Annotated in this window: 18 protein-coding genes and 2 pseudogenes; 14 read left to right on the forward strand and 6 right to left on the reverse strand. The window is 72.7% G+C overall.

Annotated elements, in window-relative coordinates; genetic code table 11:
• The first annotated feature begins 36 nt into the window (after positions 1 to 36).
• The 5 genes from ABTY98_RS33500 to ABTY98_RS33520 all read left to right on the forward strand — a co-directional run bounded on the left by ABTY98_RS33500 (position 37) and on the right by ABTY98_RS33520 (position 6,459).
• The gene (locus ABTY98_RS33500) at positions 37 to 1,065 is read left to right on the forward strand and encodes a zinc-binding dehydrogenase (RefSeq protein WP_352224837.1); all 1,029 of its coding nucleotides are present in this window, start codon (positions 37 to 39) and stop codon (positions 1,063 to 1,065) included.
• Positions 1,066 to 1,099: 34 nt separating this feature from the next.
• The gene (locus ABTY98_RS33505) at positions 1,100 to 1,951 is read left to right on the forward strand and encodes an aldo/keto reductase (RefSeq protein WP_352224838.1); all 852 of its coding nucleotides are present in this window, start codon (positions 1,100 to 1,102) and stop codon (positions 1,949 to 1,951) included.
• A 208-nt stretch (positions 1,952 to 2,159) separates the two neighbouring features.
• Positions 2,160 to 3,743, forward strand: a complete 1,584-nt coding sequence (locus ABTY98_RS33510; protein WP_352224839.1) for an FMN-binding glutamate synthase family protein — start codon at positions 2,160 to 2,162, stop codon at positions 3,741 to 3,743.
• 14 nt (positions 3,744 to 3,757) lie between these two features.
• Entirely contained in the window at positions 3,758 to 5,521 is a 1,764-nt protein-coding gene (locus ABTY98_RS33515) for a thiamine pyrophosphate-dependent enzyme (protein ID WP_352224840.1), read from the forward strand.
• Between the two features lie 95 nt (positions 5,522 to 5,616).
• Complete coding sequence (locus ABTY98_RS33520) at positions 5,617 to 6,459, forward strand: RNA polymerase sigma factor SigF (RefSeq protein WP_352224841.1); 843 nt, start codon at positions 5,617 to 5,619, stop codon at positions 6,457 to 6,459.
• Positions 6,460 to 6,745: 286 nt separating this feature from the next.
• On the opposite strand, the gene ABTY98_RS33525 is transcribed toward ABTY98_RS33520, so the two are convergent.
• A complete protein-coding gene (locus tag ABTY98_RS33525) occupies positions 6,746 to 6,919 on the reverse strand; it encodes a CsbD family protein (protein WP_352224842.1) in 174 nt (57 codons plus the stop codon).
• Between the two features lie 136 nt (positions 6,920 to 7,055).
• Here ABTY98_RS33525 and ABTY98_RS33530 point away from each other — a divergent pair, with 136 nt between their 5' ends.
• Positions 7,056 to 7,226 carry a hydrophobic protein gene (locus ABTY98_RS33530; RefSeq protein ID WP_352224843.1) on the forward strand — a complete coding sequence of 57 codons (171 nt, stop codon included), beginning with the start codon at positions 7,056 to 7,058 and terminating at the stop codon, positions 7,224 to 7,226.
• Between the two features lie 506 nt (positions 7,227 to 7,732).
• Here the strand turns inward: ABTY98_RS33530 and ABTY98_RS33535 are convergent.
• Positions 7,733 to 10,099 (reverse strand): SpoIIE family protein phosphatase, encoded by a 2,367-nt coding sequence (locus tag ABTY98_RS33535; RefSeq protein WP_352224844.1) that lies wholly within the window; start codon positions 10,097 to 10,099, stop codon positions 7,733 to 7,735.
• A 194-nt stretch (positions 10,100 to 10,293) separates the two neighbouring features.
• Here ABTY98_RS33535 and ABTY98_RS33540 point away from each other — a divergent pair, with 194 nt between their 5' ends.
• Positions 10,294 to 10,674, forward strand: coding sequence for a hypothetical protein (locus ABTY98_RS33540; protein WP_352224845.1), 381 nt, complete (start codon positions 10,294 to 10,296; stop codon positions 10,672 to 10,674).
• On the opposite strand, the gene ABTY98_RS33545 is transcribed toward ABTY98_RS33540, so the two are convergent.
• On the reverse strand, positions 10,646 to 13,429 hold the full coding sequence (locus ABTY98_RS33545) for a helix-turn-helix transcriptional regulator (RefSeq protein ID WP_352224846.1): 2,784 nt from the start codon (positions 13,427 to 13,429) through the stop codon (positions 10,646 to 10,648). The genes ABTY98_RS33540 and ABTY98_RS33545 overlap by 29 nt on opposite strands.
• 170 nt (positions 13,430 to 13,599) lie before the next feature.
• Here ABTY98_RS33545 and ABTY98_RS33550 point away from each other — a divergent pair, with 170 nt between their 5' ends.
• The 6 genes and pseudogenes from ABTY98_RS33550 to ABTY98_RS33575 form a co-directional block, all read left to right on the forward strand.
• Entirely contained in the window at positions 13,600 to 16,680 is a 3,081-nt protein-coding gene (locus ABTY98_RS33550) for a helix-turn-helix transcriptional regulator (protein ID WP_352224848.1), read from the forward strand.
• A gap of 31 nt (positions 16,681 to 16,711) precedes the next feature.
• Positions 16,712 to 17,677, forward strand: a complete 966-nt coding sequence (locus ABTY98_RS33555) for an alpha/beta hydrolase (RefSeq protein ID WP_352224849.1) — start codon at positions 16,712 to 16,714, stop codon at positions 17,675 to 17,677.
• Between the two features lie 73 nt (positions 17,678 to 17,750).
• Entirely contained in the window at positions 17,751 to 18,779 is a 1,029-nt protein-coding gene (locus ABTY98_RS33560; RefSeq protein WP_352224850.1) for an AraC-like ligand-binding domain-containing protein, read from the forward strand.
• Between the two features lie 5 nt (positions 18,780 to 18,784).
• Positions 18,785 to 19,804 (forward strand): helix-turn-helix domain-containing protein, encoded by a 1,020-nt coding sequence (locus ABTY98_RS33565; RefSeq protein WP_352224851.1) that lies wholly within the window; start codon positions 18,785 to 18,787, stop codon positions 19,802 to 19,804.
• A complete protein-coding gene (locus ABTY98_RS33570) occupies positions 19,801 to 20,265 on the forward strand; it encodes a DUF5709 domain-containing protein (RefSeq protein WP_352224852.1) in 465 nt (154 codons plus the stop codon). The genes ABTY98_RS33565 and ABTY98_RS33570 overlap by 4 nt, the downstream gene beginning before the upstream one ends.
• Positions 20,266 to 20,340: 75 nt before the next feature.
• Positions 20,341 to 20,583: pseudogene (locus tag ABTY98_RS33575) on the forward strand (oxidoreductase); the annotation flags it as partial.
• Here the strand turns inward: ABTY98_RS33575 and ABTY98_RS33580 are convergent.
• From ABTY98_RS33580 to ABTY98_RS33590, 3 genes are all read right to left on the reverse strand, one after another.
• Complete coding sequence (locus ABTY98_RS33580) at positions 20,481 to 21,386, reverse strand: LysR family transcriptional regulator (protein ID WP_352224853.1); 906 nt, start codon at positions 21,384 to 21,386, stop codon at positions 20,481 to 20,483. The pseudogene ABTY98_RS33575 and the gene ABTY98_RS33580 overlap by 103 nt on opposite strands.
• Before the next feature lie 47 nt (positions 21,387 to 21,433).
• Positions 21,434 to 22,021: a Dps family protein gene (locus tag ABTY98_RS33585; protein ID WP_352224854.1), complete on the reverse strand. Its 588-nt coding sequence runs from the start codon at positions 22,019 to 22,021 to the stop codon at positions 21,434 to 21,436.
• A 198-nt stretch (positions 22,022 to 22,219) separates the two neighbouring features.
• Positions 22,220 to 23,452 carry an MFS transporter gene (locus tag ABTY98_RS33590; protein ID WP_352224855.1) on the reverse strand — a complete coding sequence of 411 codons (1,233 nt, stop codon included), beginning with the start codon at positions 23,450 to 23,452 and terminating at the stop codon, positions 22,220 to 22,222.
• Between the two features lie 128 nt (positions 23,453 to 23,580).
• Here ABTY98_RS33590 and ABTY98_RS33595 point away from each other — a divergent pair.
• A pseudogene (locus ABTY98_RS33595) lies at positions 23,581 to 24,031 on the forward strand (thiamine pyrophosphate-dependent enzyme); the annotation flags it as partial.
• Positions 24,032 to 24,181 lie beyond the last annotated feature (150 nt).

The raw sequence follows: 24,181 nt of genomic DNA on the forward strand, positions 1-24,181 counted from the left end.
CGCCCCAGCACGACCCCCGTTCGGAGTAACACCCTCATGCGCGCAGCAGTGATGTACGGAGCCGGCGACGTCCGCGTCGAGGACCGGCCCGACCCGAAGATCGTCGACTCGACGGACGCCGTGGTCCGCACGCTCGCCGCCTGCGTATGCGGCAGCGACCTGTGGCCCTACGCCTCGATGCCCGCCACCGACACCGGCCGCCCCATGGGGCACGAGTTCCTCGGCATTGTCGAGGAGACCGGCGCGGACGTGACCGGCCTGAAGACCGGTGACCTGGTCGTCGCCCCATTCACCTACAGCGACAACACCTGCGACTACTGCGCCAAGGGCCTGCACATCTCCTGCCGCAACGGCGGCCGGTACGGCTTCGACGGCGTGGACGGCGGTCAAGGCGAAGCCGTCCGTGTCCCGTACGCGGACGGCACTCTGGTGAGGCTGCCGGTGGCCGCCGACTCCGCGCTCCTGCCGTCCCTGCTGGCGCTGTCGGACGTGATGACCACCGGCCACCACGGCGCCGTCACCGCCTGCGTCCGCCGCGGCGACTTGGTGCTGGTCGTCGGGGACGGCGCGGTCGGCCTGTGCGCGGTGATCGCCGCCAAGCGGCTCGGCGCCGAACGGATCGTGCTCGCCGGCCGCCACGAAGCCCGCACCACACTGGGCCGTCACTTCGGCGCCACCGACGTGGTCGCCGAACGCGGCGAGGAGGGCATCGCCCGCATTCGTGACCTGACCGGCGGCGTGGACAAGGTGATCGAGGCCGTCGGCACCCGCCCGGCCCTCGACACCGCGCTCGGCACGGTCCTGGACGGCGGCACCATCAGCCGCCTCGGCGTCCCCCAGTACGAGCAGGGCCCGATCGGCCCGGCCGTCTTCATGCGGAACATCACCCTGACCGGCGGCGCCAGCCCCGCCCGCGCCTACATCGAGCAGCTGCTGCCCGAGGTGCTCGACGGCACCATCGCCCCCGGCCGCGTCTTCGACCACACCTTCCCCCTCGACCAGACCCCCGACGCCTACCGGGCCATGGCCGACCGCCAGGTCCTCAAGGCCCTCATCCGCCCCTGACTCCCAACTCGTCCGCCCCGCAAAGGACTTCCCCATGCAGTACGTGACCTTGAACAACGGCGTCGAGATACCGCTCCTCGGCTTCGGCGTCTACCAGATCCCCGCCGAGGACACCGAGCGCGCCGTCTCCGACGCGCTGGCCGCCGGATACCGTCTGCTGGACACCGCCGCCGCCTACGGCAACGAGGAGGCCGTAGGCCGCGCCGTCAAGTCCAGCGGCATCCCGCGCGAGGAACTGTTCGTAACCACCAAGCTGTGGATCCAGGACGCCCCGGCCGAGGACAACACCAGGCGCGCGTTCGACACCTCGCTGACCAAGCTCGGGCTGGACCACCTCGACCTGTACCTCATGCACCAGCCGTTCGGCGACGTCTACGGCCAGTGGCGCGCCATGGAAGCCCTCAACCGCGAAGGCGCAGCGGGGGCGATCGGGGTCGCCAACTTCTACCCCGACCGGCTGCTCGACCTGATCGTCAACAACGAGATCACCCCGGCGGTCAACCAGATCGAGACCCACCCCTTCTTCCAACGCGCCGACTACCAGGACCTGATGCGCGAGCACGGCGTGCAGATCCAGTCCTGGGGCGGCTTCGCCGAAGGCAGGAACGACCTGTTCACCAACCCGTTGCTGGCCGAGATCGGCAAGCAGTACGACAAGTCGGTCGCGCAGGTCGTGCTGCGCTGGCTCACCCAGCGCGGCGTCATCGCCATCCCCAAGTCCGTCCGGCCCGAACGGATGGCTGAGAACTTCGACGTGTTCGACTTCCAGCTCACCGACGGGCAGATGGCGCAGATCGCCACCCTCGACACCGGCAGCTCGCTGTTCTTCGACCACCGCGACCCGGAGAACGTCATCCGGCTCGCCAAGCACCGCCTCGACGCATGACCTACGCACCACCCTGCAGGTCGGCAACACCGAGGTCCTGGCCCGCAAGATCAGCAGCCTGATCCCTGCGACGCACACCGTATCGACCAGGACGGCACCCGCCCCAGGGCACCGGGCGCGGGCCGGCCAGGCATTCGGTTCGGGACCTGTGTCCCTCCGGTGCGCGGTTGTCGTGCATGGCGATCGAAAACCGGGCAATGCGTCAGGGGTGACACGCGTTGGAATCGTCGTCCTGACTCTGGTGACCGCTCTCGGGGCCTTGGCTGCTGCCCTCGGGGCCTCGCCCTACTGGTGGTTCGCGGCCCTTCCGCTCACGTTCGTGGGTGTGCTGGGCGCCTGGGACCTGCTGCAGCGCCGGCACTCGGTGCTGCGCAACTATCCCGTGCTCGGCCATGCCCGCTTCCTCATGGAGCGCATACGCCCGGAGCTGCAGCAGTACTTCATCGAACGGAACTATGACGGGCGCCCCTTCGACCGGGACGTGCGCAGCATCGTCTACGAGCGCGCCAAGGGCACCGACGCGGAGGAGCCGTACGGCACCGAACGGGACGTGTACCGGCCCGGTCACGAGTTCCTGGTGCCGTCGATGGCGCCCTGCCCGGTGCCGGAGAACCCGCCGCGCGTGCGGATCGGCGGCCCGGACTGCGGCCGGCCGTACGACATGGCACTGCTGAACGTCTCGGCGATGAGTTTCGGCTCGCTGTCGGCCAACGCCGTCCTCGCGCTCAACGGGGGTGCCGCGGCCGGGGGTTTCGCCCAGGACACCGGTGAAGGCGGTCTGTCCGAATATCACCTCCGTCCGGGGGGCGACCTCGTCTGGGAGATCGGCACCGGGTACTTCGGCTGCCGCACCGAGAATGGCGATTTCGACGCGGCCGAGTTCGCCGACAAGGCCGCACACGATCACGTCAAGTGCGTGTCCCTGAAACTGTCGCAGGGCGCGAAACCCGGCATCGGCGGTGTGCTGCCGGGAGCCAAGGTGAATGCCGAGATCGCCCGGGTCCGGGGCGTGCCCGAGGGACGGACGGTCGTCTCCCCGCCGTACCACCGGGTGTTCTCCACCCCGCGGGAACTCGTCCGCTTCATCGCCCGCATGCGTGAGTTGTCCGGTGGCAAGCCCGCCGGGTTCAAGCTCTGTGTGGGCTCGCGCCGGCAGTTCCTGGCCGTGTGCAAGGCCATGCTGGAGGAGGGCACGGCGCCTGACTTCATCGTGGTGGACGGCGCCGAGGGCGGGACCGGTGCGGCGCCGCTGGAGTTCGCCGACCATGTGGGCACCCCGCTCACCGAGGGTCTGCTCACCGTGCACAACGCCCTCGTGGGCACGGGCCTGCGCGACCGGATCAGGATCGGCGCCAGCGGCAAGATCGCCACCGGCAGTGACCTGGTCAAACGAATGGTGCAGGGCGCCGACTACGGCAACGCCGCACGGGCGATGATGTTCGCCGTCGGCTGCATCCAGGCACAGAAGTGCCATACGAACACCTGCCCCACCGGCGTCACGACCCAGGACCCCCGCCGAGCCCGCGCCCTCGACGTGCGTGACAAGACGGCGCGCGTCCAGCGCTTCCAGGAGGCGACCGTGGCCGGCGCCCTGCAGATCATGGCGTCCATGGGCGTCACCGATCCCGCGGAACTGCGTCCGCACATGCTCCGCCAGCGCGTGGACCCCTTCACCGAGCGCTCCTACGAGGAGCTGTACGAGTGGCTGGAGCCTGGGCAGTTGCCGGCCGAGCCGCCGGACTCCTGGGCGGCCGACTGGAAGGCCGCCGACCCTGACCGTTTCACCGTGTGACCTGGAGGACTCACGTGGCCCGTACTGTTGCCCGCGTCATCGTGGACGCGCTGAGCGAGCTCGGCGTGCGCCAGGTGTTCGGCGTCGTGGGAGATGCGCTCAATCCCCTTACTGACGCCATCCGTACCGCCGACGGCCTGGAGTGGGTGGGCTGCAGGCACGAGGAGGCGGCGGCCTTCGCCGCGAGCGCCCAGTCACAGCTCACCGGCACGCTCGGCGTGTGCATGGGCACCGTCGGACCCGGTTCCGTCCACCTTCTCAACGGGCTGTACGACGCGGCCAAGAGCCATGCCCCGGTCCTGGCGATCGCCGGTCAGGTACCGCTCCCCGAACTCGGCAGCGACTACTTCCAGGAGGTCGACAACGACGCCCTCTTCAGCGACGTGGCCGTCTTCCGCGCGACCATCACCTCTCCCGACCAGCTTCCGCAGATGCTGGAGACGGCGGTGCGTCACGCACTGGGCCGCAAGGGCGTCGCCGTCCTCACCGTGCCGGGCGACCTGGGCGAGCGGGAACTGACCGCCGACCGGCCGGCCCGCTTCTCCCTGAACGCTCCGCTGAGCCGGCCGGACGGGTCGGCCGTCCGCCGCGCCGCGGAACTCCTCGACCGCTCCGAACGGGTCACCCTGCTCGTCGGCGAGGGCGCCCGGGCCGCCCGCGAGGACGTCCTCACCCTCGCCGACCGCCTGGCCGCACCGATGGTGCTCACGCTGAAGGCCAAGGCGGGCTTCGAGGGCGACCACAACTCCTTCCAGGTCGGCCAGACGGGACTGATCGGCAACCCCGCCGCCGCGGCGGCCCTCCAGGACGCGGACACCCTCCTGCTGCTCGGCACCGACTTCCCCTACCGGGACTGGTATCCCGAGGGCCGGACCGTGATCCAGGTGGACACCGAGGCCACCCACATCGGACGCCGGGTACCCGTCGACGTCGGGCTCGTGGGGGACACCGGCGCCACCGTACGCGACCTCCTGGGCCAGCTCACCGCCGCGCCTGCCGGGTCCCGGGGCGCGCGTGACCGCTCGCACCTGGAGAAGGCGCGTGAACGCTTCACCCAGTGGCGCACAGGTCAGGCCCGGCTCGCCGACCCGTCGCACGACAAGGGCGTCGCCGGCCGCATCCGCTCCGCGCTGGACAACCGTGCCCACGACATCCGCCCGGAAGCACTGGCCGCGGCCGTCGACCGGATCGCCGCCGACGACGCCGTCTTCACCTCCGACACGGGCATGGCCACGGTGTGGCTGTCCCGCTTCGTCGAGATGCGCGGCGAGCGACGCCTCATCGGCTCCTACAACCTCGGCTCGATGGCCAACGCCATGCCCCAGGCTCTGGGCGCCCAGAGCCTGGACCGCGAGCGCCAGGTCGTGGCCTTCTGCGGCGACGGCGGACTGAGCATGCTCCTCGGCGACCTCATGACCCTGAAGACGTACCGCCTTCCCGTGAAGCTCGTCGTCTTCGACAACCGCCGGCTGGGCATGGTGAAACTCGAACAGGAGCAGGCCGGACTGCCCGAGTTCGGCACCGTGCTCGACAACCCCGACTTCGCCGCCGTAGCCGAAGCCATGGGCATCACCGGCATCCGCGTGACCGATCCGGGCGACGTGGAGAGCGCCGTGCGACGCGCCTTCCGCACTCCGGGCCCGGTCCTGCTCGACGTCCTCACCAACCCCGACGAGATCGCCGTGCCGGCCAAGCCGACCGTCGAACAGGGCTGGGGGTTCGCGGTGGCCAAGATGAAGGAAATCGTACGCAGCCACGGAGAACCGGGCGGGGACTGACAGAAGTTCGAGGAATGCCGGTCGGCCACCGGGGTAGTCGCCTGCTTGCCGGACGATGGACCGGCGACGACGAGGCCGATCGACTGGGAGGGCACATGATGGCCACGACCGCGCAGACCACTGGGCAGATGGTGGACCTTCCGGAGGTGGCGGACCCCTCCAAGGTCGCGCCGAAGGACGCGCGGGAACTCTCGAAGCTGTTCTTCGACCAGCTGGCGGTGCTGGAGGAGGGCACTCCCGAGTATCAGTACGCGCGCAACACGCTGATCGAGATGAACATGTCCCTGGTCCGCTACGCGGCCGGCCGGTTCCGCAGCCGGGGGGCGGACGAGATGGAGGACATCGTCCAGGTCGGCATGATCGGGCTCATCAAGGCGATCGACCGGTTCGAGCTGTCCCGCGAGGTCGAGTTCACCTCTTTCGCCGTGCCGTACATCGTGGGGGAGATCAAGCGGTTCTTCCGCGACACGTCCTGGGCCGTGCACGTCCCGCGCCGGCTCCAGGAAGCCCGCGTCCAACTCGCCCGTGCCAACGAGGAACTGCGCAGCCGACTGGGCCGGACACCGACGACCAAAGAGCTTTCCGAGCTGATGAGCCTTCCTGAGGACGAGGTCGTCGAGGCCCGGCTGGCCTCCAACGGCTACAAGTCGGCCTCCCTGGACGCGGCGATCAACGGCAGTGAGGACGGCGAGGCCGCGCTGGCGGACTTCATCGGCGACGAGGACGCCGCCCTCGGCCTGATCGAGGACTTTCACGCCCTGGCCCCGATGATCGCGGAACTCGACGAACGGGACCGCAAGATCATCCACTGGCGGTTCGTGGAGGAACTCACCCAGGCCCAGATCGGCGAACGTCTCGGCGTCTCCCAGATGCACGTCTCCCGGCTGATCACCCGTCTCCTGGCCCGCCTGCGCCAAGGCATGCTCAGCACCACCTGACGCTCTCCGCAGGTCCATGCCCTTGGGGCGAAGGAGGGTTGCCCCTCGACGGGAAGTCGCCCGAGTACGGGCCGAGTCGAGGGGCATCGTCGTTCGTCCGGAAGCGCTGCCGGTCACGGGTCTGCGCGAACCGTGGGCTTCGCCGGCCCCACATCGGACTGAGCGCCCATCAGAAGAGCAAGGTTGGACAGCCACAGCAGACGACGACGGTGACCGAAAAAAAGGGGCCTGCCCGGAATCACGCCGGGCAGGCCCCTTTTTCGAATTCTCGCTGGAGAATGCGGAGTCAGTGCTTGAACACGTCCTTGGCCTTTTCCTTGGCCTCGCGAGCATCACCTGTGCTCTTTTCCGCCTGTCCCTCAGCTGTCATACGCTCGTTCCCGATAGCGTTTCCCACGGCTTCCTTGGCCTTGCCCTCGGCCTGCTCGGTCTTTGCCTTGGCCTTCTCGCCGGCAGTCATGGAAGAGCACCTCCTGATAGGTCGTGCGTCGCTGTCGCGGTAACCCGTGTGCCCCGGCATTCCCTGCACAAACAAAGCGCCGTTGGTGAATGAAGGCGGAATTGCAGGGCACACGGGCTGCAGGAGGTTGATAAACATGGTTCCCCTGCTGCTAGTTCTGCTCCTTGCACTGCTCCTCTTCGGCGCCGGCTTCGCCATCAAGATCCTTTGGTGGGTCGCCGTCGTCGTCCTGGTGCTGTGGCTTCTCGGGTTCGTCATGCGCTCCACCAATGCCGGTGGGGGGCGAGGGCGCTGGTACCGATGGTGATCTGACCCGCACGCGCGTCCTCGTCACGGGGCCCGGCCGACATCGGCCGGGCCCCGTGCGCATGCCGTACGCGTAGGCGTTCGGACCCGTAAGAGGACATACGGCACCATAGGTGTCGCAAACCGCGTCAGGGGTACGCGAGTTGCAGTCGGGGGCGGGGCGGGCACGCGCGATGGAGCACGCGCGACCTCCTGCCATGTCCCCGCCTCCGGCCCTTACCGGCGGCCGTGCGCCGGGTACGGCGGGCATCGGCAGCGACCGGCTGTCGGCGGCGCCTTGCTGCACCTGGGGTCCCCGGACTGAGCGCTAGGGCTGCCTGACAGTTCCCGTCTGCCTCGCGGCGCCATGCACGCACTCTCGCCGCATCGGGCGCCGACCCGAGTACGTCCGGTACGAGGCCTACGCCCGGCACTCCCACAGCCTCCGGCCGGGGGGACCCCCAGAGCACGCACCTGACGCCGCGAGGCCGCCCCCCCCCGGGCGACGACGGGAATTGGCAGACAGGCCTAGGGCAGGGCCAGTTCCGCCCAGATGGTCTTTCCGGACGCGGTGTAGCGCGTGCCCCAGCGTTGGGACACCTGGGCGACGAGGAACAGGCCGCGGCCTCCCTCGTCGTCGCGGCGGGCGCGTCGCAGATGAGGCGCCGTGTGTGCGTGGTCGGAGACCTCGCAGAGCAGACCGCGGTCCCTGATCAGCCGTAGCATCACGGGGCCGGGCGCGTACCGGATGCTGTTGGTGACCAGTTCGCTCACCACGAGCGCGGCGGTGAACGACAGTTCGGACAGGCCCCAGTCCTCCAACTGGCGCTCGGTGTCCGTGCGGGCGTGCGCCACCATGGCCGGGTCGGGCGGCAGTTGCAGGTCCGCCACGTGGTCGGCGCCGAGCCGCCGGGTGCGGATGAGCAACAGCGTGGCGTCGTCCGCCTGCGGGCCGGGCGGCAGGGTCGACATCGCCCGGTCGCACAGTTCCTCCAGCGGGCAGCGCTGCCAGGTGAGCACATGGGCGAGGCGGTCGATCCCGCTGTCGATGTCGGTGCGCCTGTCCTCCACGACACCGTCGGTGAAGAACGCCATCACGCTGCCCTCGGACAGACTCAGCTCGACGTTCTCGTACGGCAGGCTGCCCAGCCCCAGGGGAGGCCCCGGCGCCAGCGCGGACGGGGCCACCGAGCCGCTCGCGTCGGCCACGATCGGCGGGGGATGGCCGGCGCTCGCCCAGACACAGCGGCCGCCGACCGGGTCGTAGATCGCGTAGAGGCAGGTCACACCGAGCGCCTCGTCGCTCAGCCCGCCGGCCGCGTTGGGTTCCGAGTCCTGCGCGACCAGGCCGTCCAGCCGGGTGAGCAACTCGGCCGGGTCCAGATCCAGCAGTGCCAGGGTCCGTACGGTGGCGCGCAGCCGGCCCATGGTCGCGGCCGCGTGCACGCCGTGGCCGACCACGTCGCCGACGGTCAGCCCCACCCTGGCGCCGGACAGCGGGATCAGGTCGAACCAGTCGCCGCCCACCCCGACCCGGCTGTCGGCGGGCAGGTAGCGGTACGCCGCCTCGACCGCGGTCTGCTCGGGCAGATGCCGGGGCAGCAGGCTTCGCTGCAGCACCAGCGCCGCCGCGTGCTGGCTGGTGTAACGGCGGGCGTTGTCGATGCCGACCGCGGCCCGCTCGGCCAGTTCCACGGCGAGCGTCTGCTCCTCGGGCCCGAAGGGGTCGGGGTTGTCGCTGCGCCGGAAGGTGGCGAGGCCCAGCACCGCGTCGCGGGCGAGCAGCGGGACGAAGAGGTCGCAGCGCCGGGCGGCCGACACCCCTTCTCCCGGTGGTGGGGAGGCGTCGACGACGGGGCGGCTGGTGGCCAGGCTCAGGGCCTGCGGTGACGACGGCGGATAGGAGACGGGACTGGTCCGGAACTCCTCCGGGGTACGGCCGTGCATCCGCAACAGGCTGTGGCCGGGCGCCGAGCCGGTCGGCGGCTGCCGTCCCTCGATGACCGCCGGCGGCAGATCCACCAGCACCTCGTCGGCCAGCTGCGGCACCGCCACGTCGGCCAGCTCCGCGGCCGTGCGCCGCACGTCCAGCGAGGCACCGATGCGCTTTCCGGCCCGTACGAGCAGCGACAACCGTTCCTGGGCGCGGTAGCGGTCGGTGATGTCCAGGGACTCCTCGAACAGACCCAGCGGTTCGCCCCTGGCGTCCACCAGCCGGTAGTACGAGCAGGACCAGACGTGCTCGCGCACCGGGTCGGCGGGGGCCCGCCCGCGATAGTGCATGCCGAGAATGGGTTCCCCCGTCTTCAGCACCTGTTCCATCACCTGGTCCTCGTCCGGGGGGTGATGGCGGGAGATGAACTCGCCCTCGGGAAAGAGAGCCGAGGCGGGGCGGCCGACGTACTGGGCGACCCCCGCCAGCTCCTGATCGGTGGAGGCGTTCCCCCAGACGACGCGCATGTCCGTGTCGAAGATCGTCAGGCCCACGGAGGACTCGGTCGCCAGTCCCTGCAACATCGCCAGCTGGGCCTCCCAGCCGCGCAGGGCCGCCAGGTCCGCCGCGACCACGACGGTCGCGGCGACGCCCCTGTGCACCAGCGGACTGAACGTCACAGCGGCGCGCAGGTTGTGTCCGTCCCGGCAGCAGAGGTCCAGGACCGTGCTGCGGGGGCTGTGCGCCTTGCAGAAAGCGGACAGCCGCGGCCCCGGGGCCGCCGCCAGCAGCCGCTCGGCCGACCGGCCGAGCACGTCCTCAGGCAGATGCCCGAGGAGCCGCTGGGCCGAAGTGCTCCACCCCGAGATACGGCCTTCCGCGTCCAGTACCGCGGCGGCGGCCCTGGTGAGGTCCAGAGGACTGTGGAAATCGACGTTGGGAGCATTCGGAAAACGATCCATGGCACCGCTTCCCTTCGTGCTCCCTCAGCATCCCGTGCCACAGGACGGACGACAACCGCACGCACCGGTGCCCCCGGCTCATGGACGATGAGAGCCGTCGGTCACCGGGAGCGACGCACCGTGGCGGGGCCGATGGCGCCGTGGCCGCCGCCTGCACCCTGGCAGGACCCGGCATCGACTGAACGGACACGTCATTGAGCGGCCCACTGTTTCGGCTCGAACTGTTCAAGTCCAAGGGGTACGCCACCACCGTCGACGACATCGCGACCGCCGACGGGACGCCGGAGGCGATCACGGCCTGGCTGCGGCAGGCCGCCGACAGCTGGCCGGGTATCCGGCCGATCATCCGCGTCGGCCGCGATGCCGCGGTGGTCGAACCGGGCCTCACCGACCTGGTCGAACGCCTGCTGGAGGAGGCCGTCAGCGACATCGAGGACGGTCTGACGAGGGCCGGGCGCTTCGAGCCCCGTCAGCGCCGCTTCCGGGGAGTTCTCGCGATGGCCGAACTCGACCTCGTCGCCCAGAACCGGGGCCGCGCAGGGCGCCTCAGGCGCCGGCGTCTCCCTCCGCGGTGAGCGCGTCCCGGAGCTGGGCCCTTGCCGTGATGCCCAGCTTGGGGAAGATCTTGTGCAGGTGGTAGCCGACCGTGCGGGGCGAGAGATAGAGACAGGCCGCGATGCCGCGGTTGGTCAGGCCCTGGGCGGCCAGTTCGGCGATCTGGCGTTCCTGCGGGGTGAGTTCACCGGCCGGAGCCGTGCCCAGCGCCGTACCCGCCGCCGTACCCGCAGCCCGCAGTTCCGCCGCCGCGCGCTCGGTCCAGGGACGGGCGTCGAGTCGCTCGAAGCATTCCAGTGCCGCGCCGAGCTGCCGGCGGGCCTCGGCACCGCGGCGGCGCCGGCGCAGCCACTCGCCGAAGTCCAGGTGGGCCAGGGCCTTCTCGAAGGGCCAGCAGTCGGTGCCGGAGCCGTCCACGGCGGCCCGGAAGTGCTGCTCGGCGTCGTCGGTGTCGGTCAGCAGGGCGGTGGCCCGGTGGAGTACGGCGGCCAGGCGCGGGGAGGGGTCGGGCTTCAGGTCCTGCGCCACACCGTCGACCACCGTGCGCGCGTCGTCCGCCCGCCCGGCGCGGACCGCCGCGGCGGCCAGGTCGCCCAGGCAGTAGAGCGAGGCGTGGTAGTGGACGGGGGCGGGGCGGAAGTCGCGGGTGAAGGCCGCGCGCAGTTGGTCATAGGCGCCGGCGTGGTCCCCGGCGACGAACGCGGCCATGCCGAGGGCGTACCGGTGGCGGACCTGGAGGCTCAGGGACTTGCGCAGGTCCACCTCGCGTACGGCCTCCATCGCCCGGGTCCGCGCCGCCGCCGGGTCGCCCCGCAGCGCGCACAGCGTGGCCCGCAGGACGCGGGCGCCCACGGTCACGTTGTCGGCGCCCGCCTCCGTCGCCATCCAGAACGCCTCATCGGCCGCCTCCTCCGCCGCCGTCCACGAGCCGTTCTCGAACAGGGCGAGGGCGAGCGCCTGGGTCACGGTCGCGTTCGTACCCGCGCTGCCCGCGCGGCGCAGGACGTCGATGGTGCGGCCGAGAATGCGTACGGCCTGCTCGGTCTCGTCCAGGAGCCAGGTCGTCCCGCCCAGCGCCGTGAGGTTCCCGAGGGTCTCCTCCCGTGCCAGCGCGGCCAGTCCCTCCGCCAAGTGCCCCATGAGCAGCGGCCGTTCACGATGGGGGTCGACGACCGCCAGGGCCCAGGAGCGGCCGGCCGGATCGCCGTCCCCGTCGATCAGCTCGCCGATCCGGCCCAGTTCCGCGCGGTAGTACGGCGCGCCCGAGTTGTACACGGACGTCGCGGCGGTGCTCAGGGCGCCCTGGGCCAGTCCCGGAGCCGACGCCGCGGTGGCCTCGGCGACGCCCAGCAGCAGCGCCAGCGCGTCCTCGTGGCGGAGCGTGACCCCGAGGGCCCAGCCGCCCAGCAGCGAGGCCTCGGCGCGCAGCCGGGGATCCTCGGTCAGATCGCCGACCCGGCCGCTCATCTCGCCGACCCACTGCGGATGACCGGCGAACATCGCCGACTGCGCGGCCGTCAGCAGCCGCCGGGCGCGCAGCTCCGGAGCCGGGGTCAGCTCGGCGGCGCGTTCCAGCGCGGTCGCGGCCGCCGCGTAACCGCCCCGGCCACGGGCCCGCTCGGCGCTCTCGGCCAGGGCGTCGGCGACCTCCGCGTCCTGGCCGGTCGCCGCGGCGGCCAGATGCCAGGCGCGGCGGTCCGGCTCCCCGGTGAGCGCCGCGGCCAGGGCCAGATGGGCCCGCCGGCGCTCGTGGAAGGAGGCCGCGTGGTAGACGGCCGAGCGGACCAGCGGGTGCCGCGGCAGCACCCGGCCGTCCGCCACCCGGACCAGGCCGACGCGCTCGGCCGGGTCCAGGGCCCGGACGACGTCCAGTTCCGGGGCGGCACGGATGAGGTCGGTCAGCTCCGCCGTGCCCGCCGCGGCCACCAGCAGCAGGGCCTCCCGGGTGGGCGCGGGCAGGCTCGGCAGATCGGCGGCGAACAGGTTCTCCAGCCGCGCGGTGAGCGGAAGAGCCGCGCCCCCGGCACCTCCAGCGCCCCCGGATCCGCCCCTGGCCAGGGCGCGCGGCAGCTCGATGAGGGCCAGCGGATTGCCGGCCGCCTGCTGGAGGATCTCCGCGCGCGCCTTGCCCCGGGGCGGATCCGGCTGCGCGTCCAGCAGCTGCCCGGCCGCGGTCCGGCTCAGCGGGCCCACCGTCACCTGCGGAAAGTCCCGGTCGAAACGGGCCGGCACGCTCTCCTCACGGGCGGCCAGGAGCATCACCACCGGCTTTCCCTCCAGCCGCCGGGCCAGAAAGGCCAGCACGTCCACCGAGCCGAGGTCCAGCCACTGGGCGTCGTCCACCAGCAGGAGCAGCGGCCGGCGCGTCGCGGCCTCGGCGATCAGCCCGAGCACACTGACGCACAAAGACAGCTGGTCGAGTCGCAGTTCGTACTCCGCCGCCCCCGGCCCGAAGGCCTGCTCCAGGGCCTCCCGCTGCGCCGCGGGCAGACCGTCGCCGGGCAGCAGCGGATGCAGCAGCTGGTGCACGCCCGACAGACCGAGGCCGGCCTCGCCCTCGCTGCCGCGCACCCGCAAAATCCCGAGGCCCAGGGACCGCCCCCGCTCGGCCGCCCGGTCGACGAGGGTGCTCTTGCCCGCCCCCGGTTCCCCGGTCAGCACCAGCACCTGGGGACCGCCGCCGTCCACCGCCTCGAGCAGCCGGTCCAGCCGGGCCAGTTCGGCGGCCCGGCCCAGGACGGCCGGATCGGCGGGACGGTCGGTGCCGGTGTGCATGAGCGGTCCTTGTGGTCGAGGGGCCGGGCTCCTGATACGGCCATCCTGCCAGCGGCCGTCCTTACGGCAGCGGCCGCGGGTGACTGGTCATGTGACAGAAGCGTGACTGCCCGGTGTGCGCGACGATGTCCCTGGCCAGGGAGAACGTCCACCGCCAGGGGAGTATGTGCATGACGGTCCAGCCACCCCAGCAGTCCGCGATCGGCGCCGAGGCCGTCGTTCTGGGCCGGGACGGCGAGATCGAGCGGCTCCTGCGGTGCGTGACACGCGAGCTCGGCACTCCCCAGATCCTGCTGGTCCTCGGCGAGGAGGGGATCGGACGCACGGCTCTGCTGCGGCGCGTTCGTGAACTGGCCGCCGGCGAGGGCGTGTCGGTGCTCTCGGCACAGGGCTGGGCCGGTGACCCACAGCATGCCCGGGCCTGCCTCCAGCAGCTGCTGGCGCCGCCGGTTCTCGACGAGGTGGCCGCCCTGCCCGCCGTGCCGCACCGGGTGCTGACCGCCGTACTCCACGGAGACGAGACGCCGGACGAGGGGGAGCTGCGGGCGGCGCTGACCGCGCTGCTCGACCGGCTCGCCGCCGCGCGGCCGGTGCTGGTGTGCGTGGACGACGCCGACCTGTGCGACCGTGCCACCCTGGAGGCACTGTCCGCCGCCGCCCGGCTGCTGGCCGGCCGCCCGCTGACGGTGCTGCTCGCCGCACGCCACGAGACCGCCCTGCCCGGTCTGCCGCCCGGCACCGAGACCCTGAGCCTGGGCCCGCTGGACGACGCCTCGGCCGCCGCGCTCCTCGACCGGCAGCCGGCGCCGCCCACCGGCAGACACCGGCTGGAGATCCTGGCGGAGGCCGAGGGCAACCCGCTGGCCCTCGTCGAACTGAGCCGCGCCGCACCCGGCCCCGCCGGAGCGGTGCGGCGCGCGCCCGCCGAGCCCGTCTTCGGCGTACGACTCGACGCGCTCCCCGCCGACACCCGCCGCGCCCTGCTGTACGCGGCGGCCGCCGGACCCGGCGAGACCGTCGCCGCCGTCATGACAGCCCTGGACACCGGCGACCTCGCGGTGTGGGCCCCGGCGGAGACCGCCGGACTCGTCTCGCTGGTCGAGGACCGGCTCGTCTTCCGGCATCCGCTGGCGCGGTCGTCCGCATATCTGCGGCAACCCGCGGGCGAGCGCCAGCAGGCCCACCGGGACCTTGCCAAGGTCGCCGTACTGCCGGAGGTCAGGGCCAGGCACCTGGCAGCCGCCACCGTGGGCGCCAACGCGTTCGTCGCCGCCGGGCTGGAGACCTCCGCCTGGCGGTGCGGGGACGCCGTACGGGCCGCCCGCGCCCTGGAACAGGCGGCCCGGCTCACCCCCGGGCGGCCGGCCCACGCCCGCCGGCTGGCCGAGGCGCTGACGGCGGCGCAGACGGTGGGCGACCCCGACTGGGTACGGGACCTGTTCGGCCGGCTCCTCCAGGAATCCGCCGAGCCGGAGTTCGTCTGTGTCGCGGCCGGTGCCCTGGCCTCCGTCCTCTCCTACGAGTCCGCCCAGCGCGAGGCCTTCGACCTGCTGGCCGCCGCCTCGGAGTACTTTCCCTTGGTCAGCGCACCGCTCGCGCTCGCACTGACGGCGCTGGCGGCGGCCATCGCCGCCCAGTCCGGCCTGCCCGAGCACCGCGCGTCCCTACCCACACTGCTCGAACGGGCCCACCGGGCCGCCGGGCCCGAGCGAGGCCACCCGACCGCGCCCGGGCCTCTCGGGGATCCGGGCACGGAGGGCATATTGCGGGGTGACGGGGGCAAGCAGGCGCACTCTGGTGTGGCGGGACCCGTCGGGCGTGTGGGCGCACTGGGCCCCGAGGGGGCTGACGCGGGCGAGCGGGGGCGTCCTGGTGTGGCCGGGTCTCTTGGCCGCGTGGGGGCGTCGGACACCCAGGGGGTCGACGTGGGCGAGCGGGGGGATCCTGGTGTGGCCGGGTCCCTCGGGCGTCTGGGCATACCGGGCGACCAGGGGGGCGGCGGGGGCGGGCGATGGCACCCCGGTGCGGCCGGACCCCTCGGGGGACTGGACACACCGGACAGTCGGCGGGCCATGGACGCGCTGGTTGCCGTGGTCGCCCGGCCCGAGACCGCCACCGGTGCACTGCGCGGCCTCGGTCGGCCGCCCCGCGCGCCGCTCGGCGGCCCCGACGCGCCGGCCGGCCGGCTCGCCGCTGCCGCGGTGGCCCACCACGCGGACGAGGCCGACCTGGACCTGGGGCAGTCCCGCATGGCCGACGACCGGCTGCGCGTCGCCCGCGCCTTCGGTCTGCGCGGCTGGTCGGTCCTCGGCTTCGTGGACACCCTCCTGGCCATCGGACGGTTCAGCGAGGCACAGGACGTGATCCAGAACGCCATGACCGAGGCCGCGGTGCTGCGTCTGCCACGCCTCCACGCGGATCTGGAGACGCAGGCGCTGACCCTGCGGGCGCTGCGCGGAACCCTCCCCCCGGAGCCCTGGCTCACCCCTGCCGTCTGGAGCACCGTCAGCCTGCAGGAGAACCGGGCCACCCACGCCCGCCTGCTGCGCGCCCACGGCCTTGCCGCCATCGCGCGCGGGGACTGGGACGATGGCTGGCGGCAGCTGCGCGAGCTGTTCACCGCCGACGGCTCGCCACTGCACCCCTTCCTGTCGCCCCGGAGCATCGCCGAACTCGCCGTCGCGGCCCAGCGGACCGGCCGGCCGGCCGAGGCGCTGCCGATCCTGGCGCGGGTGCGGGAGGAGCAGGGGGACCGGCCGAGCACCAGGATGACGCTGCTCCTGCACCACGCGACCGCCCTCCTCGGCCCGGACGACGAGGCCGAGGAGCACTTCCAGCTCGCCCTGGTCAACCACGCGGCGAACCGCTGGCCGTGGGAGTGCGGCCACGTCCGCCTCAACTACGCCCTGTGGCTGCGCCGTTGCCGCCGTACCCTGGAGGCGCGCCGGCAGCTGACCACGGTCCTGGAGACCGCCGAACACCTCGGCGCCGGCCCCCTCGCGGACGCCGCCCGCCGCGAACTGCGCGCCAGCGGAGCCGCACCCGCCCCCGAAGCCGGCGGCCCGCTGGAACAGCTGACGGCACAGCAGCGCGAGATCGTGCAGCTGGTGGCACGCGGCCTGTCCAACCGCGAGATCGGCGAACGGCTCTTCCTCTCGCCGCGCACGGTCGGCTCGCACCTCTACAATGTCTATCCCAAGCTCGGCATCAGCAGCCGCCACCAGCTCCGCGACCTGGTGCAGGGCCGGTGAGGAAGCCGGCAGGCCGGCCGGAGGAGCGTGCATGAGGCCCGGACCAGCGGACACGGCTGTCGTCCTCGACCGTGTGGTGCAGCGCCTGGTCACCGCCTCCGCCGCCCCGCCCGCCCTGGACGACCTCGCTCCGGACGCGGCACGGCGGGCGCTGCGGGAGACCCAGGCCGACCGGTTCGGGGACTTCGGCGTGGACGCGTCCTTCCGCGTGGCCCCCGTCGGCCCGTCGGGGCTGCTCGGCTTCTGGACCGTCCGCCCGGCGGGGGCGACCGGCCCGCTGCCCGCCGTGATGTATGTGCACGGCGGCCGGTGGACGCTCGGCGACGCACAGACCCACGCCCGCCTCATCAGCGAACTCGTCACCGGCGCGGGCGTGTGCGCGCTCGTCCCCGAGTACAGCCGCACCCCCGAGGCCCGCTACCCGCTGGCACTGGAGGAGTGCTATGCCCTGCTGACCTGGGCGGCCGGCCGGGCCGGTGAACTCGGCCTTGCCCCGGACAGGCTGGCGGTGGCGGGCGACTGCGCCGGGGCCACGCTGGCGGCCGCCGTGACGATGCTGGCGAAGTCCCGGCACGGGCCGCGGATCGCCGCGCAGCTGCTCTACTACCCGCTCACCGACGCCCGCTGCGACAGCGCCTCGCAACGGCGGTTCGCCACCGGCTACCTGCTCACCCGCCGGGCGCTACGCGCCTACTGGGCACGCTATGTCCCCGACCAGGCCCGGCGCGCCGAACCCACCGCGGCGCCGCTGAGGGCCAGCACGGAGCAACTTGCCGGACTGCCGCCGGCCCTGGTCGTCACCGCCGAGGCCGATGTGGCCCGCGACGAGGGCGAGCAGTACGCGCGCCGGCTGAGCGAGGCCGGCGTCGACGTGCTGTCCGTGCGCTTCCTCGGCACGATCCACGACTTCGTGGCGCTGCACGCCCTCGCCGACAGCATGCCCACCCGGGCGGCGATCCTGACGGGTTGCGCGTTCCTACGTGCCCGTTTGTCCTGACGGGCCCGGAATCGACCGAGGACCAGTCGGCCGACTGATGCGCCGCCGCCCCTCGCCCGGCGAAGCTGGCGGCATGCCAATCGCGACCGGTTCCCACGAGGAGACACGGCGGCGTCCGACCGCCTCGGCGCATGCCCGAGCCAGGGTCCTGACCACCCGCTCGGTGCCGCCGGGCGAGAGCCTGGACTACTGGCACGACGCCGTGCTCGACACCCTGGTGGGGATGGACATCGCCACCGGGGGCGGCACCTACGACGCGACAATGCGGACCGACCGGCTCGGGGATCTGGAGATCACCACGGTGGACGCCGACCCCGGCCAGGTCCACCGGGCGCCGCGCTTCATCGCCCGCGGCGACGGACGCAAGGTCTTCGTCGCCGTCCAGAGCACCGGCCGCGCGCGGGTCGAACAGGACGGCCGAACCACCGAGTTGCGGACCGGCGACATCGGGATCTTCGAGACCGTGCGCCCGTTCCGCGCCACCTTCCCGGAACGCTTCCGGCTGAAGATCTTCGCGATCCCGCGCCGGCTGCTGGAACTTCCGGAGGCCGACGTAAGGCGGCTCACCGGCCGCGCGGTACGCCCCAGCGGCGGGCTCCCCGCCCTGCTCGCGCCCTTGCTGGAGCGGCTGGCGGACACCTCCGAGTCGTATGCGACACCGACGGCCGAGCGGCTGGCCGAGAGCGTCATCGACCTGGTGGCCGCCACCGTGGCGGACCAGCTGGGGGAGGACCCCGCCGAGCTGCCGGGCGCCGACAGCGTCCTGCTGCTGCGCGTCAAGACGTACATCCGCTGGCATCTGTCGGACCCGGGACTCACCCCCTCCGTCATCGCCGCGGTCCACGGCATCTCGGTCCGCTATCTGCACCGGCTGTTCCAGGACGAGGACACCACGGTGTGCCAGTGGATCCGCGAACTGCGCCTGCACGAGTGCCGCAGGGAACTCGCCGCCCAGCCGCCCGGAGCCGTCAGCCTGGGCCAGGTCGCCCGCCGCTGGGGTTTCGCCAGCCCCGCCGGGTTCGGCAAGGCCTTCCGCAACTCCTTCGGGCTGTCACCGACGGACTGGCTGGACCGGGTACGGGCGGGCGGGACGCCATGCTGACCGCGGTGTCCCGTGCCACCCGGGAACCGGCACCCGGCGACCGCCTCGCCGCCTGGCAGCGGGCGCTGTCGGAGACCTTCGTCGACCTGGAGGTCACGGTGGGACGGGGCCGCCCCTGGACGGGCGAGCTCACCGCCGAACGCCTGGGCGCCCTCCAGATCGCCGTCGAGGAGTCAGGGCCCGGAACTGTCCTGCGCAGCGCCCGCTCGGTGGCCACCGACCCGCGCACCCACATCCTGGTCCGCCGCCAGCTGGCCGGCACCGCCCTGCTGCTCCAGGACGGCCGCACCGCCGAACTCCGGCCCGGACGACTGGCCTTCCACGACGCGCGGCGCCCCTTCCGGATCGTGCTCCCGGAGCGCCAGCGGGCGCGGATCCTCATGGTGCCCCGCGCCCTGCTGCGCCTGGAGGAACGGCACCTGCGCGCCCTCACGGCCACGGTGGTGGACGAGGCCGAAGGGGGCGCGGCGGCCCTGCTGCTGCCGCTCCTCGACGGGCTCGTCGACGAGGTCACCCGGGCCACCCCGGCCCGACGCGAACAACTCGCCCGCACCGCGGTGGACATCCTGGCCACCGTCGCCCTCGACCAGGCCGGCCGGCAGCCCGAGCCGGCCCTGTGGGAGCGGATCACCGCGTCGGTACGGGCCCGGCTGGGCGAGCCCGGACTCACCCCGCAGGACATCGCCGACCAGCACGCCATCTCGCTGCGCTATCTGCACCGCCTCTTCCAGCGCCACGGCACCACCGTGGGCGCCTGGGTGCGGACCCGGCGCCTGGAGTCGGCCCGCGAGGAACTCGCCGAGCCCGGCGCAGCTCACCGGTCCATCGCCGCGGTGGCCGCCCGCTGGGGCTTCACCACCCCCTCCCACTTCAGCCGGGCCTTCCGGGACCTGTACGGCATGTCACCGGCACAGTGGCGGAGGGCGACGGCCGAGAACACCCCCGGGCCGCGGCCCGGACCTCCTACCCTTTCCGTTGACGGCCGGAACGAACCGATGGCCCGAGTGACGATGGAGCACGTATGACCGACGAGGCGATGGGTGACGACGTCTACCAGCCGGACGGTTCGGAGGTGCAGGACGACGCCGGTGTGCTGGACGCGTCGGACACCCTGGACTACCGGGCGGGCGAGGAGGCCCTGGACGAGGGGTACTCGCCGCCGGAACGGCCCTGGGCCGTGGAGCACACGGGCGTCACGGCGGCGGAGGGGCGGCGCGGGGAGACCCTCGACGAGCGGCTCGCCGAGGAGGTGCCGGACACCGCCGACCTGGAGGGCGACGGCATCGGCGACGCCTGGGACACGGACGGCGAGCTCCTCGACGACGAGGTCGGCGACGGCCGTGCCGGACGCCTCGTCGCACCGGACGAGGGCGCCCACGAGAACACCGAGACCGACCTGTTCGCCTCCGACCGGGGCCTGGACGGCGCCGGGGCGTCGGCGGAGGAGGCTGCGATGCATGTGATCCCGGAGTCCGAGAACTTCTGACAACCGGCACCCGTGGGCGCTTGGCCGGCCGGCGGCTACCGTTCGACACCGCCCGTGGCCGCCCGCACCGAGAAACCGACCTTCGCCTACCTGCGTGCCGTCGTCGTCCCCACCGCCGTGTACGCGGCGTCCGAGGACTGGGGGACCGGAGGCGACGAGATCGGTGCTCTCGAACGGCGGCTGTCCGACCTGCGGTTCGACTGGGGCGGGCTCGGTCAGACGATGTGGCGCAACAGTGCCGCGACGGCTGCCGGGGGCTCCCCCGGTGGCCGTACCACCATCACCTTCCAGCTCGGCGCGTGCCGGGTGAACCGGTAGGTCGTCAGGTCCGGGAATCGGTGGGCGATGGTCGGCGGCATGATGCAGACGCCGAGGTCGTTGCGGACCAGTTCGGACGCGGCCACGATGTCGTTGACCTCGAAGGTCGTGGCGCGTTCCACGCCGGCCGCCCGGAACGCGCGGTCGGCCGCGTCGCGGATTGCCCAGCCGGGGGTGAACTCCACCTGCGGCAGTTCGGCGATGCCGGCCAGGTCGACCGTGCCCTCGGGGCCGCTCGCGGTGAGGCTCCGGCGGGGCGAGGCCACCAGCACCATCTCCTCGTGGGACAGCAGCTTGGTCACCAGCCCGCGCTGCTGCTGGCGGTCCAGTGCCACCACCGCCAGGTCCACCGTGCCCTCGCGCAGCGCCTGACGGAGGTCGATGACCGCCTCCTGCCGCAGCCGCACCACCACACGCGGGTGTTCCGCCCGCAGTGCGGCCAGCGCGTGGTGCAGGTTCGCCCAGACCCCCTGCATCGTGCCGACCGTCACCCGGCCGCGCAGCTCCCCCTTTGCCGCGTCGACCGCCTCGCGGGCCAGCTCGGCGGCGCGCAGCGCCTGCCGTGCCGCCGGGACGAACGCCTCGCCGGCCGGGGTGAGCCCGACCCGGTGCGTGGTCCGGGTGAACAGCGCGGCGCCCAGCTCGCGTTCCAGCGCGCGGACCGTGCCGGAGACGGCGGACTGGACCACGTGCAGCCGCCGCGCCGCAGCCGTGAACCCGCCCGCGTCCGCCACCGCGACGACGACTTCCATCTGGCGTAGGTCCATCATCCGCTCCCGCCGGCGCAGCGCCCGCCTCGGCAAGGCGGCGATCTTCGCCGCATCCTAGGCGGCCGTGTCCGTCGGCCTCTCTAGGCGCGGACCAGGGGAGTGTCGACGAGGTGCTCCGCCAGGAACCAGGCCTGCAGCTCCCCGGTGCGGATCACCTGCGACACCAGCAGGTCGTTGGTGCCGTCGTCGCCCAGCTCGGCGCTGCGGGCGGCCGCGTCATGGGCGTCGACCAGGATGGTCTCGTGGGCCTCCAGGAGCCGCGACAGCATGGCCGGGACCTCCTCGACGCCGTCCGGCGGGCGCGGGATCGACGTGATCTCGGCGACGTGCCGAGGGTCGCCCACCGCGACACCGCCGAGGGTCTGGACCCGTTCGGCGAGAGTGTCGACCAGGGCCAGCTGCTCGCCCGCGTGCTTGTCCAGCAGCAGGTGCAGCTGGTAGAAGGTCGCGCCGCGCAGCAGCCAGTGGTGCTTCTTGTAGAGGCCGTACAGGATCTGCGTGTCCGCCAGGACCCGGTTCAGACGCTGGCAGGAGTACATGCGCGCGTCGTACGTGAGGCCGAGCGGGAACTGCTTGACGGTCCCGAACTCCTGGATGACCTCGCCCTTCTGGTGCAGCCACGGCTGGCTGTGCCCCAGGGCGTTCCCGGGCTCGGAGCTGGTGGTCATGTGCGCCTCCTGGTGGATGTGCTGTGCGGGTAGGTACCGGCTGACGCTAGGCGCCCACGCGAGCCGGGCTTTGCCCCGTAGCGCATGCGGTGGCGCCCGTGAGCGCACCCGGTTCGCTCCCGGACCGGCAGCCGTGCACGCACAGGCACGGCCGCCGGCCGCACCGCCCTGAAACCGGCGGAAGCGGCCCTGGCTGCCCTACGCCGAGCGCTCCACGCGCTGCCGGCGTTCGGTCAGCCAGTACAGCAGCCCAAGCACCGGCAGGGCCGCCCCGAAGAGGCTGACCGCGCTCCAGCCGCCGGCCCGGTAGGCGATCGAGCCGAACTGCGAGCCGAGGGCGCCGCCGATGAAGAAGATCGCGATGAAGGCGCTGTTGAGGCGGGACCGAGCGAGGGGATCGAGTTGGTAGACGGTGTGCTGGCCGAGGATCAGGCTCGTCTGGACGGCCGTGTCCAGCGCGACGGCCGCGAGGGCGATCAGGATCACGCTGTGCTGACCGAAGCCCGCTATCGCGAAGGCCACCGCGGCGAGCACGAACGCGGCACCGGTCATCTTCCGGGTCAGCCCGTGGTCGGCCCAGCGTCCGGCGAGCGGCGCCACGGCCGCACCGGCGGCTCCGACCAGCGCGAACACACCGACACCGACGGCGGAGTAGTGGAAGTACGGCCCGGTCAGGACGTACGAGACGGTGGTCCAGAAGGCGCTGAAGGCACCGAACATCGCCGCCTGGTAGAGGCCGCGGCGCAGCAGCGCGGGGTGCGTGCGCACCAGCGCCACGGTGGAGCGCAGCACATGGTGGTACGGCACGGACGTGGTCGGCGCGTGCCGGGGCAGGGCCAGCCGCAGGGCCACGCCCAGCAGGGCCATCAGGACGGCCGAGCCGAGGTAGACGACCCGCCAGCCGGCGACGCTGGAGACCAGGCTGCTGAGCGTCCGGGACAGCAGGATGCCGGTGAGCAGGCCGCTCATCACCCGGCCCACGATCCGGCCCCGCGCGTGGTCGGGCGCCAGGCTCGCGGCGAACGGCACGAGGATCTGCGCGACCACCGAGGTGGCACCGCTGATCAGCGAGGCGATCAGCAGCATGGGGAACCCGGTCGCGAGACCGGCCGCCACCAGGGCGAGCGTGGTGATCGTCAGCAGGGCGGTGATCAGGCTCCGCTTCTCCAGCCGGTCACCGAGCGGGACCAGGAAGACCATGCCGATCACATAGCCGACCTGGGTGAGCGTGATCAGCGCACCCGCGGTGGCCTCGCTGACGTGGAAGACGCCGCGCAGCTCGGACAGCAGGGGCTGGGCGTAGTACAGGTTGGCGACCGTCATACCGGAGGCGACGGCGAACAGCGCGATCAGCCAGCCCGGCACCCCGTGGGCGGGCTCGGCGGCTGCCTTCCGGCGCGGGGAACGGACTTCGGACGACGACTGGGACACGGGGAACCTTCCTCACAGGAGGTGTTGCTCTCACTGAGCACAAGCGCTCCGCCGCCCGCCATGCTTCCCCCTGCACGGCGATGGTCCGGAATGTCAGTCATCTCCGTGGCAGATGGCCGTCTTCGTTCGTCTCCCTCTCCGGCGACGGCGGCTTCTCGATGCTCATGGGCGACTTCCTCACCCTCGTCCAGTACGGCCTGCCGGTGAAGGTCGTCGTCTTCGACAACTCCTCCCTTCGGCATGGTCGATCTGGAGAGGATGGTCGACGGCCTGCCCCCGCACGCGACGACCTACCCGCACACCGACGACGCCGCCATCGCCACCGCGGCAGGAGCCCGCGGCATCCGGGTCGAGAGGCCCGCCGACGTACGCGGTGCGCTGCGCGAGGCCTTCGCCCATGACGGACCGGCCCTGGTCGACGTCGTCACCGACCCCGCCGCCCTCGCCGTCCCCCCGAAGACCACCGCCGACCGGATCAGCGGCTTCGCGCTCTCCGCGAGCCGGACGGTGCTGAGCGGCGGCGCCGGCCGCATGGTCCACCCGGCGCGGGCCAACCTCCGCAACATTCCCCGCGCCTGAGCGCGCGGCTCGGCACGGCCGGTCCGCCCGACGTGCCGACGGCGTGTGTCACCTCGGGCAGCGCTCCCGGGGTGACCAGCGCGGAACTCCTCCTCGAAGCGGCGGTCGGTGGCCGTCAGCCGGACATGGTGCTGGGCCGACGTGCGGGAC

It is taken from the genome of Streptomyces sp. NPDC096040 (genome assembly GCF_040303265.1).
Lineage (GTDB): Bacteria > Actinomycetota > Actinomycetes > Streptomycetales > Streptomycetaceae > Streptomyces.